10 protein-coding genes and 1 pseudogene are annotated in these 13,826 nt (G+C 38.2%); 6 read left to right on the forward strand and 5 right to left on the reverse strand.

Features of this window, described 5'->3' with window-relative positions; translation table 11 throughout:
* The first annotated feature begins 670 nt into the window (after positions 1–670).
* From D1867_RS11170 to D1867_RS12780, 3 genes are all read left to right on the forward strand, one after another.
* Entirely contained in the window at positions 671–1,774 is a 1,104-nt protein-coding gene (locus tag D1867_RS11170; protein WP_155864202.1) for an MFS transporter, read from the forward strand.
* Positions 1,775–1,963: 189 nt separating this feature from the next.
* The gene (gene csx1 / locus D1867_RS11175) at positions 1,964–3,139 is read left to right on the forward strand and encodes a CRISPR-associated CARF protein Csx1 (protein WP_240872244.1); all 1,176 of its coding nucleotides are present in this window, start codon (positions 1,964–1,966) and stop codon (positions 3,137–3,139) included.
* Positions 3,082–3,231: a TM1812 family CRISPR-associated protein gene (locus D1867_RS12780; RefSeq protein WP_420809299.1), complete on the forward strand. Its 150-nt coding sequence runs from the start codon at positions 3,082–3,084 to the stop codon at positions 3,229–3,231. Before csx1 ends, D1867_RS12780 begins: the two co-directional genes overlap by 58 nt.
* Positions 3,232–3,948: 717 nt before the next feature.
* Here D1867_RS12780 and D1867_RS11180 read toward each other — a convergent pair.
* The 4 genes and pseudogenes from D1867_RS11180 to D1867_RS11195 all read right to left on the reverse strand — a co-directional run bounded on the left by D1867_RS11180 (position 3,949) and on the right by D1867_RS11195 (position 9,586).
* A complete protein-coding gene (locus D1867_RS11180) occupies positions 3,949–5,067 on the reverse strand; it encodes a hypothetical protein (RefSeq protein WP_155864203.1) in 1,119 nt (372 codons plus the stop codon).
* Positions 5,068–5,803: 736 nt separating this feature from the next.
* A complete protein-coding gene (locus tag D1867_RS12185; protein ID WP_162309171.1) occupies positions 5,804–6,811 on the reverse strand; it encodes a protein kinase domain-containing protein in 1,008 nt (335 codons plus the stop codon).
* A gap of 980 nt (positions 6,812–7,791) precedes the next feature.
* A pseudogene (locus D1867_RS12710) lies at positions 7,792–9,006 on the reverse strand (glycosyltransferase family protein).
* A complete protein-coding gene (locus D1867_RS11195; protein ID WP_240872377.1) occupies positions 8,975–9,586 on the reverse strand; it encodes a hypothetical protein in 612 nt (203 codons plus the stop codon). Before D1867_RS11195 ends, D1867_RS12710 begins: the two are co-directional and overlap by 32 nt.
* A gap of 216 nt (positions 9,587–9,802) precedes the next feature.
* Between D1867_RS11195 and D1867_RS12785 the strand changes: the two genes are divergently transcribed.
* Entirely contained in the window at positions 9,803–9,937 is a 135-nt protein-coding gene (locus D1867_RS12785) for a TM1812 family CRISPR-associated protein (RefSeq protein WP_420809279.1), read from the forward strand.
* 57 nt (positions 9,938–9,994) lie between these two features.
* Positions 9,995–10,555, forward strand: coding sequence for a zinc ribbon domain-containing protein (locus tag D1867_RS11200; protein WP_155864206.1), 561 nt, complete (start codon positions 9,995–9,997; stop codon positions 10,553–10,555).
* Positions 10,556–10,590: 35 nt separating this feature from the next.
* Here the strand turns inward: D1867_RS11200 and D1867_RS11205 are convergent, their stop codons facing one another.
* Positions 10,591–11,742 (reverse strand): RNA-guided endonuclease TnpB family protein, encoded by a 1,152-nt coding sequence (locus tag D1867_RS11205; RefSeq protein WP_155864207.1) that lies wholly within the window; start codon positions 11,740–11,742, stop codon positions 10,591–10,593.
* A 513-nt stretch (positions 11,743–12,255) separates the two neighbouring features.
* Here D1867_RS11205 and D1867_RS11210 point away from each other — a divergent pair.
* Positions 12,256–13,821, forward strand: a complete 1,566-nt coding sequence (locus tag D1867_RS11210; protein ID WP_155864208.1) for an APC family permease — start codon at positions 12,256–12,258, stop codon at positions 13,819–13,821.
* The last annotated feature ends 5 nt before the right edge of the window (positions 13,822–13,826 follow it).

Genomic DNA, 13,826 nt, shown 5'->3' on the forward strand with positions numbered 1-13,826 from the left:
AGTTTTACTCATTTATTTTGTAAATACTGATTTAACAGAATAGTTAGACACACTCCTCTGGAAAGTGGAGAACTCATTTAAATAAAGGTGTTAGTTTGCAAGAAGTTTAAAATTGCAAGTTTGAATGAGTGGTATTGTTGAGAAGGATTTATTGTTTAAATTAGAATTAAGTTTAACTCGTTGAATTCTTTAATTTTTAAGAAATCTGAATTCTTAGTTAATTCATTGTTTACTGGCTTGGGCGGAAATTAGTGTATCAAAGCTTTCTGATGATTATTCTTCGGCCAGATTCGTGAGCCCATTATTGAGTCCTTTCTAGTGGGGTTTATAACCTTAAACGCTGATAGGAAGTTTACTCTCCTTAACTAAATACGGTTAAAGAACTCACGTAAAAATCCTCAGAACCTAAAATAACCTTTCTCTCTCATTCCCCTTTAAGTAGTGAATCACAGAAATTTCAGATATAGTACTTCACAACAATCTTGTCTATTACCCCTTGTATTGTACGACTTTGTTAACTAACTCTCTGTCCCTTTTTTAATCCTAACGTCTGAGGTGTCAAGAATGTTGAGTGAATGAATGTATAAGGACTTACAGTCTTCTTATAACCGTTAGGTACCAAATAATTGCTAATGCAACTTTTTTTACTCGCTAAGGGATAGATTAAAACATGGCAAACTATAAACTAGCTTTAACGGCATTACTAACGATTTTCTTGTTTTCCGCTTTAGCAATTTATTCAATCAGCTTCGTGTTACCGGAATTTATATCCAGCTTTGGGGGACTAGCGTCTTTCGCAATTCCCTTGAGTTGGATAGGCGGTGCTATAGGCGGGCTTTTGATGGGTATCTTCGGTGACACTAAGGGTAAGAGATTATCGTTATTAATTTCCATATTATTATTCGTCTTCCCCATCTTAGGGAACGTGGTTGTTGATAATGTCGTCCTTTTCTATCTTATCTGGTTTTTAATAGGTTTTGGCGTTAACGCAGTTAACGGGATTAGTTACGTATATGCCGCTGAACTCTCACCTCCAAGCATTAGAGGGCTAATAGGAAGTATAATGCAAGGTCTATATTTCCTCGGTGCAATATTAGGATTGTTGATTTCTTTTGTTACTAAGGAGACTATCTTCCCCTACTACACGATAATTTTCGTGTTATCAGCAATAAGTATACCGTTATGGTTCCTCATACCGGAGTCTAAGTGGAAGGCTAAGTTCAGCTTTAGGGTTTCAAGAGAATTCGTGAAAGTCACTGTATTTGGTTCACTGTTTTCCATTGGCGCTTTTCTACTATTAGTCCCCCTAGTTTCCTTGAGCTTTACGCTTTTCTCTAGCCTTAAGCTTAACGCTTACGCCGTGATCTTAATTGGTTTTATAATAGGTATGATAGGGTTTACTATCGCGGGAAGTATTTCAGATAGGATAGGGAGGAAGAAAGCGAGCTATCTCTTTGCAGGAATAAGCGTTTTCTCGTCTTTACTCTTCTTTTCCGGCCTAGTAATAGCCTCTTTTATCCTCCTGATGTTCGGCTCTTCTTTCTTTGCTTACTTCGGGATTTGGATGAGCGAGATTTATCCCATCAATTTTAAAGCTACTGGGACTAATATAACGTTGTTTTTAGGTAGGTTATTAGGAGGGGGATTCGGAGTTACGTTAGTGTTGTTACTGCCTTTCGGCTTGGAAAGGGATCTATCGTTAACCGTATTGATTTCCTCGATAATTGTCCTTTTATCTGCCACTCAATTACCGGAGACTGTTAAGACGCAGTGAGGTAGGTCTGATTGTTTAACCTTTTCAAGGATTAACCTCCAGCTATCGTGAAGTGATTCTCCCCATTTTCAGCCCTTACTCGTCCCTCTAAAAACGTTGCTCAGTGACGTTATTAGTTACACCACTTGACTACTAGCCCAGGAGGTCAGAAAATCAAAGATTTTTATTAATAAACCTCTATCTTGAATTATGAATATTTTATTTGCCCCTATAGGCGACCCAACAAATTACGATGAGGTTACGTATATAGTTGATAAAGAGGATGGAGGGCAAGTAAGTGAATTCACTAATGCTTCATTCATTGCAATATCTAAAGCTTTAAACCTAAACAAGGACGAGATAATAGTATATGCAGGGTTGAGCTTATGCGATAATAGTTGTACAGATCTCAACTGTTGTAGAAATTCTATAAGAAAGAAAGTCTCCAATAAACTTGGCAATAACTTCAAGTTATTAATATCCCCAAACATATACGGCACTAGATTCACTCAAAAGGATAGGAGAAATACGCTCTATTTTAATTTCGTATACTTCAATTCTTTAAAAATCCTAGAAGACAAAAAGCCTGACAAGGTCTACATAGATATAACTCACGGAATAAATCACATGCCATTACTCGCCACAGACGCAATTAAGCTAGCCACATATACTTACATGATTGAAAAAGATAAGGAAGGAGTTGAACTAAAAGTTTACAATTCAGAACCAGTGGTGAAAGGAAACAAAGGCCCCTATAAAATAGACGCAATCTACTCGGAAAAATTAACCACTAGGCAAGCGATACTCTCAATCATATCTCCTTTCCTATCAAAGGAGGGCAAGAACGTAATAAAAAACAAGGTATTTAAAGAGATAGGCGACAGCTCTTGTAACCCAGACTTCGTTTACCACGTGGTCAACGCATTGTCAGGAGGGATATTCCTATACTTACTGCTGAGCAAGGATAAAATAGACGCCTGCTTAGAAGCTGTAGAAAATAAATTACAAAAGCTTGATAGCGAGAATCTCAACATAAATATAACTTTCGACAAAGGTAACGTAATTTACGACGAATCGATGCACATTGAAGTTAGCTACTTACACTCACTACTTATGATCTCTAAACACATAGCAGAAGGAAATAACACGCTGAAAAATATACGTCGTATGGCTGAAAAGTACTCTACGTCAGACTCAGTTAAATACCTAATCCTCAATGAGATAAATAATATAGAGAATATTGTAAAGAAAATTGGTGGAATTGAAAAACCCATGATACTTGCAGAGGTAATGAAAAAGGCGAAGGAAGAGGATGAGAAGAGGTTAAAATATGTAGCGTTGATAAGAGGAACTTATACGCCCACGGAGGCTTTGAGAAAAACGTAACGTTCCTCTGGAATTGTGGCGAAGATATCTGCGTAGACTATAAAGGCGTAGACTATAAAGATTGTATTAAAAACGTGGAAGAGCAATTATAATGTTTAACAGCTTCGTCGTCATACAACCCTTGCTGGTTACGCTACTTAAGCAACAACTTCCTCATTAGCCGCGCTGCTCCTTTTATCAAAGGTTGTTCTTATAATTTCCTTGAATTTCTTTTTATATTTTTCTTTTTATTCTCTCTAATCTTATTTCTTCATTGATATTAGAAATAAAAACCTTCTAACCATCTCTTTAAGAGAATGGTGGACCCTTTTTCCATAAAACTACTATACTCAAGTAATATGTCTATATCACATAGAAGGAGAAGTTTTAGATTCTTCGTGTTGTTCTTATAACCAATTTCATCATAGCCTGTATATTCGTTTATCTTAAAACTCATTAAACTCCCTAACTCGTTTAAGGGGATCTTTATCAAAATTGAAAGGTGAAAGGGGACGTAGAAATAACTCGTTTAATGTAAAAGGCTTTTAGAGCGAAGGTAAATGCGTTAAATAGTTTACTGGAGGACTAAGGGAGTCAAGACTAACGCTCAAGGTTCCTAAATGATGCACTTTAAAATTCCATCTCTATGCACTCCTTCAAATTAACGCTCAAGGTTCCTAAATGTGGTCTTTGAGAGTTATGAAATCAAAGGCAGTATTGCTATTATAAATACTTGCTTCTTCATATATTTGCTTCAATTCATCATCAAAGACAGTTATAAATGGGCCATATAGGTGGGAGAGAAAAGATTGAATGTTGCTCTCTTCATCTCAAGCTATCCTACCAAAACGCAAGAGAATTGTAATAACTGGTACTATTATTAATAAATAAAGTGTGGTGCCGTCGATAAACCCGAACCTAAGTGCCGTTAAGTAGTATATCATAAGCCCTACTAAGTCTAGCCATAAGCCATCAGCTAAACCGACTCCGCCAATTATCCCACCTGTTTTACCGCCGTAATATCTCATCATCTTATCAAGCTTTTTTCCCTTAAGATAGTCAACTAAGGTATTGCCTATCACGGTAGGTAAGAAGATTATAGGGAATGTTGACAAAGTGACGGGCGAAATGTAATCGCTGTAATTAAATGCTATAGTCCTTGCTATATACCACAAGGCTAAGAGTATTATTGGGAAGAAAAACGATAAAGAAATAGAAGACACTACTCCTAATGGAGTGACTTCGCCAGTGAAGCGATTAATTATAATTGCTGGCTTCATGGAAGCCCAGAAGATAAGGAGAGAGCCCCCGAAAACAAGTAAGAGAGTATAAGGAGTTACGTAATATATTGATTTGCCAGTGTAATAAAAGGCTATAACAAATAAAGGTATTAATGAAAGATTTACCATGGTCTCCATTGTCCCCACGGCTATGAAAGACAGTAGAAGCCCAGCCAGTGCACCATAAATAAAGAAATCAATATTTATCCCAGTATAAAAGGAGAGTAAAAACAGTGAAGCGAACATCACTGTGCCAGCCCATAATTGAGGAGTAGATAAGGACCAAGTTAAATCCTTATTCTTCATCCTTACTGCAGACATTACTAGCGATGGTGGGATTGAGTATAATAAAGCGGAAATTACACCGGTTAATATACCTAGATCAAAAGGGAAATAGAGGGAAACATTAAAAAAGTAATAGTTAAGGAATATAGACCAGAACCAGATTATGTAATATTTTCCGGGTTCGTTTCCCCTAAAGAGCTTATAAGTCAGTAGGGATAGAACTAAAGAGTAGACCACAAGATTTACGATTACGTCTATTACCTCATAATTACATGTATACGGCAATGTTATGTAAAAGGTCGTTAAAAAATAATGTATTACTATGAACGAGAGGATGGAGAATATGAAAAGCTTAAATTCGTGAGAGTAAAACGTAACGTCCATGAATATTTCTTGCCTCACTTCTTTTTATTTCTATCGAGAGTTAAGGGTCTCGCCATTATTGGAAAAAAGCCTATAGGAGGGAAATGCTGAGCATTTTCGATATTGCAAGTCTCAATTGCCTAATGCGAATTTCGTACAAATATAGAAAGCTGATTGACCATAACGTTTAAATTTCGATTGACTTAGCAAGGGAATTTCTCAATGTTTATGCCTTTTAACGTTCTTATAAGACTGAAATACTAGCGGAGTTCTTGCTAAAATCTAGTTTATCTAGGCTTTCTATTTACGTAAGCGCCTCTGTGTTTCTCTACGGTGGGTATTCAAGTAAACGACGGGTTGAGAAGTCGCTCAAATCGACGTTTTGCGAATTGGTTCTATCTTAATACATTTCATGTCTACAACAGCTAACAAATCTGAAGTTGCCTTATTAGCGCTCACTCAACTGACGTTTTCCGCCAATGTTGCCTCCCAGAGGGCTCATACCTCTTTAGAGACGAGAAGTACCGCTAAAACTACACAGTTAGCACTGCTACGCTTATGTGGAAGGTGTTCATACTTGAAAGATTAGCGTTATTATCCGGGCAGGCTATACTGAGACACTTATAAAGGCGGGTAGAATTCTTCAAAAGAGAAAAATAAGCTGAGACCTTATTGACGAAATTAGTCTGACCCCGGAAGGGATTCCTGCAAGACGAGGAGGTACTCACGGTCAAGTCGAGCAGCGCTTCGTAGCTAGTCAGTACTGTAAGTTCATGAAATCCTTTATCGTAGCTCGTAACAATATCGCTTTTCTTATCACTTCATCCAAGTTCTGGCTCCACGCGTTTAGCTTGTCTCTAGCGACCTTAACCTTGCTCAAGTCGTTAAAAGCTTCGTTCATTTCCTGCAGGTCTGGCCTATCTATTTTTCTGGTCAAAAGTACGTAAAGCGTCATCCCTAGGGAAAAAACATCAAAGACTGGCATCGCCTTATATAAAAATACTTCTGGAGGTGCATAAGTCGGAGTGAATTGAATGACCTTTTCTCCAACCCTCACCGCCCCTCCCATGTCTCCGAGCTTAAAGTTTACGTTGTCTAGCTCTGCTGGTTCTGATGGTACCTTATCTATTAAAATGTTTTGGGGTTTAACGTCCATGTGTACGTAACCATTTGAGTGCATGTAGTACAACGCCTCGGCTATCTTTTTTATAGCCCTAATCACTGTCCTCCTCCAGGCTTGGGAGTAAAAGAACTCGTCCTTCATCATGAGGTCGTAGATACTGCCCTTCATGAGTTCCATTACTATGTAAGGTGGGCTTTTTACGTAAAGCAACGTGTCACCGTTCAAAATCTTATCTATTACGAGCTTGTCGACGTTAATTGCGTAGATCTTCACCACATTAGGGTGTTTAGATAGTTCTGCCAAGTTGAACGCCTCCCTTGCTAAGTTAGCAAAGAGGTCTGGGTCTTTATCAATCTTGAGGACTTTTATTGCCACCTCTTGGTTAGAAAACCTGCCCTTGAGTACGTACCCAGTACCTCCTTCACCTATGAGGCTTTCGATTTTGTATGACCCTATAGTACTACCTATCCACACGTCTGGGACTTTTGGCAGAGGTTGGGCACTTGTTGGATTCACGGAGCCACTAGGTTGACTTAGCGAAATAAGAGTTACAGTTTTACTGTAGTTAATTATCACGTGATCCCCTATGGTAGCCAACCCGCTCTTTTTGTCTGGATAGTACTGTTCGCCATTGCAATTCACTGGCAATGCCTCCCAAACACAACTGTAATCTACCTTAAGTAGGAACTTCCCGTTATTGTAATACACCGGTTTGTCATAACCGTTTATCCTGATGATAGGAGTACAGCTTGGTGGTAGACCTTGCAGTTCAAAATATACGTTAGCTGTTGTAGTAACGTTTCTTGTATTGGATGTTGGTGTAGACTTCATTTTTTGTCCGGTTCTTTTAGCAGCTGCTTTTCTTGTATTGGCTGTAGGGCTTTTACTTAAAGTCGGTATTGTTGTAGTAACGTTTCTTGTAGTCTGTTTCCTTGGGAGCACGTAACTCGCAGTAGCAATTGTTAGGAACATGGGGTCTAGGATTAGAATATAACCCATGTTGAATTGATAGCCTTGAAGAGCAAGGTAGAGTTGGACTCCGTTGGCGAATACTCCTAGAAAGAGGAGGGGTCCCGCTAACTGTGATCCGTCATCTGACGCCAAATCCAGACCCGATAAGACAGCAAAAATTATGCCTATAATTATAATCAAGAGCTCAAAATCCGAGGCAATAGAAGTTAGTGGGTTGCTAAAGTTAAGCTGTAAGAGTTGAGGGTACAGTATAGTGTATATTATCGGAATTAGGAAGGTTATCAACGGGGGCATGAAAGCATATTTTGGGAGTAACCGTGAGCTCATTATAAAGGACACGTAAAGCACTATGTACAATATCGTTAGCTCGATCGTGAACGTCTGTAGCCTTAAGGTGTAATAGATTAACAGTACGTAAGGGAGCCCTACGATTGCTAAGGTAGTTATTGAAAACTTCATCTACAAAACTTGACTTCCAAATTTATTAGTTTTACGACTTGTCTAAAAAGAAAAGAATAACCTCCCCCTTCTCAAGGGTTACTACGAGCTAATTGAGGACTTTGATAAATAGTCATTTTTTATCGACTTTTTTCTACGAGCTAATTGAGGACTTTGAGGGAAACTACGCCTATAAGTAGTTGAACTAATTTTCAGCTAACGACTTGAAGTTGTGAACATCGTGAGTGGGAATAGTGAGAGATGAACTCGGAGAGGAAATCATAAGTTTCCTTAGCTACCATGAAGAGTGATCATCTAAGAATTTCCTTACCTCCTCATCATTATGCTCAATTTCGTACTCCTCATCACTCATTTTAAGGACTTCATTTACAGCCCTAGCCATATCATATTCCTTTACGATTCTAACTGGTTTCAACCCAGAATAGACTGACCTTATTGCAGGGATATCATAAGCTACAATTGACGTACCTAAAGCTAAAGTATCTAAGACTACTAAGGAAAATCCATCTTGATGAGTATATTAATACCTTAGCCCTGGAAACAGTGTCATATAACCCTTCTATTGGTCTATATCCCCTATATTCTATCTTATGATTACCTATTAACAACCTCTTATCTCTTTCGTTAAAGAACTTTCCGACTATCTATTAACTCGGCTATTTTAGGTAGTTCTCTTATTCCCTTTTGTGGAACTAATCTAGCAAAAAATACCGCGTAATTTTCCTTATTTTTCACTCTTCTATACTTATATATGAGATCCTTATTAAATGCGTTACCCACCTTAAATACTCTTAGTTTAACATTATATTTACTAATTAGTAATTTTATCTATATTTGACAAATAAACTGGAGCTTTGGAAACGGAAGCTATACCCCTCAAAATTCCGTCTTGCATAGAATGAATACCCTTTTATCTAACTTATAACCACATTAGCGTATCATAAATTTCCTATATCCCCTTCCGAAAGAATTCCTAAATGGTTCATCATGTAGGAGTTTAACTACCGGTTTACCCATCTTTTTGGAAATGTAATGTGCTAATCTAAGCGTTATACTATCTTCATGCATATCATAAATTACATCAGCTTTAGTCTCTTTACTCAAATTATCTACATATATTTTATCTAATCCTATATTATTCCACCTTAGATAAACTGTATGTGAATCGATAAAATACAAATATCTATTAACTGTCGTATTTAATCTCTTCTCGATTACCTCATAAACTGAATGGTAAACGTTAACTCCGTTTTTCTCTAAAATACGTTATAATCTTCTTTAACTAAAAAAGAGGGAACATAAAGTGTGACCTCATTGCCCATTTTGGCTAATTCTTTTAAAACGTTAATAATATGTACTGATGCCCCAGACAAGTTAAACATGTTGCCAATAGCTAATATATTCATCTTCTCCCCATTTGATTCTATGTGGTCTGTTACCTATTAAATATTTAATAAGCTCTTCCGAAATTAAGGGCTTCCCGTTAACTAACGGATACCCAAAAGGCAAAATTATCTCATCCTCTACACCCTTAAATTCTGATATTATTTTCAAACCATTTATAGTGGGTATTTCCTCAAGTTTTTTACCTTTCATTACTTGTATAGCAACATATAATGCACCATCTATTGCGAATTGCAATTTCCCTATGTTTCTCTTTTTAGATTGAGGGAATCTATCAGAAAGAAGGCTCTTAGTTCTTCCCCTAGGAGGATGATCCCCAAGTATTCCTCCTATAATTACTGCGTCAATTCCATCAAAATCTTCTGTTTTCAAGGGTTCATTTGCTTGAGGATCCAAAATTATAACATTTTTGGGATCAAATATCTCATAAAATCTTTTTTCAGTTGATGGTATTCCCTCAAGCTTTAGTCCACAAATTAATAAATCTACTCCCTCTCTCTTAGCTATCTCATAGCTATGTTTATACTCAATTAATATCCACTTGCCTAAAACGTCTAAATGCTCTATGATAAACTTAGCCATTATCAATTTATCTTCAGATTAGAGAGAAGTATAAATTTAACTTATTCCTAATTTATTAGCTGATTCAAGTGTACATTACGAATTCTTGGACCGTGAAGACTATCACTTCACGATCATTTCTCGTTCCTAAACACATCAATAAATCGGTTGAGGAGATCGAGAAATGCACAAGAGGATACACTACAAGTTCCTCATTGGTAGAATTGAAAACCCACGATGCTTGCAGAGGTAATGAAAAAGGAAGAGAATGAGGAAGAAGAGGTTAAAATATGTAGCGTTGATAAGAGGAACTTATACGCCCACGGAGGCTTTGAGAAAAACGTAAGAATTGTGGTGAAGATATCTGCATAGACTATAACGTGGAAGACCAGTTATAACATTTTTATTTGACGTGGCATAATTCATTTTATGTCTAATAATTTTGTGCAGTCAATGATATGCCAACCAGTTGGAGGTAAAGTCATACAATTAAACATCAACAAGCCCCTTGACATGAAAGCATTAGCACAAGATTTGAAGATGCTCTTCCGAAGCGAGGGGATGACTGTTTACGCTACCTACTCCCCTAATATCCTCATATTGCAATTACACGCTAGGGGGTTAAAGGGGCATTATTACACAACCAAGATATGTCAAGATAACAACAAAGTCGTAATCGAGACTGGGATAACTAGTGCCAGAGTCCAACTAGAGTGGGCTGGGGTCGAAGGTGGAATAGCGGGCGCTTCGGACTTACTATTACATAACAAGTTTCTAGCCTTGCTAGGTAGTGCTTTTGCGGGAGTAGATGTAGCCAGCGTCTTGGGTAGTTATGAACAAGAACAAGAGATTATAAACCAAATTGTGCAAGTGATAACGTCGCACCAACAAGCCGTAAGCCAACAAACGCCTAGGTATTGTCCTAACTGCGGTTACCCAGTTGCTCCGCAATACAAATTCTGCCCAAATTGTGGATATAGATTAAGGTGAGAAACTGACTTCCTCCCCGTCAGCGAGGGTTCCCCTCATCGATTTGGGTTTACATCTCTCATCTGAGGGGCAGTCGAGAGGGTCAGAGACCCCCTCCCATTTAAATTCGTGACAGCAATAACGTCACGATCGTTCTCATAACCACACGAGGGGCAGTGAAAATATCTATAAGCCATCTCAATCATCTTCTTGCCACACTTAGGACAGGAAACGGAAGAGTAACTAGGATTAACATACTTAACAATCATTCCGTGCTTCTTAGCCTGCCACTCTATCCAATACTGAATACGACGATATTGCATCAAGTAGAGTTTATCGCGAAACTCACTTGGTAGCTTATCAACGTCCTTAATGAGGTTCTTCAAGTTCTCCAACTTTATAACGTTGGCACCCAATTTCTCAGCAATCTCAATGGTCCATCTGCCAACTTTCCTAGCAAAATCCTCCATGATTCGTTTAGCCTTTTGATGAAAATAACGTATTCTGTGTAGAATTCTCTTGTTCTCCTTCCACCTCTTAGGATACTTCTTCTGCAAATGTTCAGCTAATGACTTGAAGTGATAAGCATCGTGAAGGCGAGTGGGAATCCTAACGTAGTGACTGTCGTCTTTCCCCACTACAATGTCATTCATGTTTACGTCTACGGCAACACTGTCTTTAGGTTTAACTTTCTCTTCTTCCTTCTCGAAAGTTACTTTGAGGAAAGCTTTGCCATCCTTGATTGTGAGCCTAGCCTCCTTCATCTCCCAGGTTGAGTAATCCTTTAAGTTCCTAGGATAACCTAGTATTGGCAGTTCACAAACACTTGCTATCTTAACTACCATCCTATCTAAGTCTACACTGTAGCTAGCTTTTGGTGTTAACCACACTGTCGGCTTATAGACGCGCGGGAACCTACCCCTCTTGGGGTTGTTGTACCAACTCTTATATATTGCTAGGGCATCACGATAGCAGTCCTCAGCAACCTTTGATGGCAGATTGTATTCTTTCCTCAGCTTTTCATACAATCCCTCGTGCACTTTAGAAAGTGTGCCCTTCTCGTTTGGATCTTTCACGTTTTCTTTCATCCAAAATAGGGCAAAACGGAGTGCCTTAACGTAGTTGTTCACGAGGGCTAGGAGAGGGTCAGATAAGCCAATCTTCATCGAAACTGTTGCTCTGATTGGGTTTTTATCCCTCCTAGCCATTGAATATTGACTAGGAAAAAAGTTTAAAAAAGCTTTCTATAAGGGGGCTATCCATCCCTTAGGCTTTCCGCCCCCTTAACCCCCAGTTTTGTAACATCATGTTAGTTAACCGCCAGCAAAATAGCCAACTTTTCAGCTCTTTCTGTATTTAAAGTATCAGAATAGTCAATTTTTGGCGTTATCTATAGCATAATTTTGCTCACATAAAAATCCCAAATGATCCATGAGGTTCTCGTTTAACCATGAGTAGTGAAAAGATTGTAGCTTCTACTTGTGTGCAATAACTGCGTCGTTTTAGAGTATAACTGCATCAGACGTCTAATTCACAAGGTTTCTAGCCTTTACTATAACTCAAATGTTAATCATATACTTTCTAAGTGAGATTAAAATTTTACTAATAATTTAAACTTAGCTAATCGTCTCATATACAAATGTACTATTTTTTAAATATACTTAAATTGTCAAAAATTTTCAAGGCAAATTTATAAGAAATAAATGCCACTTATATACACCATGACCGGCACACCCGATAAAGGAAAACACTTGAGAAAAGAGATAGGATTCCTTGAGTTATTTATCATTGGGCTTGCTGGAGCAGTAGCTACGGCAGTGTTCTTTAGTCAAGTGGAAATGACGGCATTAGCGGGACCAGGGAGCTTAATAGCCTGGTTAGTCGGAATTTTCTTTTACTTCACCATTGGTCTAACATACATAGAGCTTTCCCAGACTTACCCAGAAGCCGGAGGCCCATCTAGGTATTCAATTTACTCACATGGTGTAGTTACTAACTTAATTAACGCGACTGCAGATCTCATATGGTATTTATTTATACCACCCATTGAGGCTTTCGCTACCATAGAGGGCTTATACTTTATCTTCCCTCAGCTTCTGAATAAACAAGGATATCCAACACTCTTAGGAGCAATAGTAGGAGTCGTCATATTAATAGCATATATACCTTTCAATTATTACGGGATAAAGCTGTTCGCAAAAATTACTGCAGGGTTTGGAAGCGTCAAAATAATATTTTACGTACTGCCTGTATTGGCTCTACTTTTACTCTTCTCAAATCCCCAGAACTTTACTGCTTATCACGGTGTACTACCATTTGGAATAGCCGGAATATTTGCAGCAATGCCTTACGCCATGTTTGCCTTTGGCAGTGCTAGAGTAGTCCCAGACTTCGCGGAGGAAACTAAAGATAAAAGGCACATTGTTTATGCACTGTTGCTTACAATTTTAGGTCAAGCGGCAATTTATATATTATACGACTTAACCCTCATACTTACTGTAAATTGGAAAGCTTTTGGCATAACCCCTGGCGACTGGAGCGGATTGTCAAAAGTAACAGGTAATCCATTCGTCATATTGACTTCTTCATATGATCTAAAAATATTCCTAATAATAATTTTGATATCTGCGATAGCAGGCCCTTTCCTAACGGGATACATTTACATGGGTAGCGGTAGCAGAGTACTTTTAGCTATGGGGAGGTCTAGATTCGTAAGTAGCGCGATGAGACAGTTGCACGAGAAGTATGCAATACCTTATTGGGGATTAATGGTTTTCGCAGTAGTAGGGGCTTTAATTACCTTCCTATTTGCGCCAATACCGAGCATATATGGATTAATATCTGATAGCGTAGTCGCCGGTTATTTAGGCTTCGCCACAAACCCAATTGCCCTTGTAGTGTTGAGGAGGCAAGGAGTAACTAAGTACAAGATTCCTTTAGGTAACGTAATTTCGGCAATAGCTTTCGTAGGTTCTTCGTTAATAGTATTCTGGTCTGGGTGGCCTGCAGTACCATACTCAGTATTACTATTAACTATAGCCTCTGCAGTATTCGCCGCAATAGGAAAGGCTACAAAAGATTTCAAAGAGTCAATATGGTACATGACTTACATAGCTTTCCTAACAATAATGACTTACATTGGCAGTGATGGAGCGTTAAACATAATACCTTTCATAGATGCTACGATAATTACAGCATTGGTGTCCTTGGCTGTGTTTTACCCATGGGGGATAATATCTGGGTTGAAGAAAGAGAACTACCTAGAGCACGAGAAAGAAATCGAGTAGGTATG

This window comes from Acidianus infernus (assembly GCF_009729545.1).
In the GTDB taxonomy this organism is placed as follows: Archaea; Thermoproteota; Thermoprotei_A; order Sulfolobales; family Sulfolobaceae; genus Acidianus; species Acidianus infernus.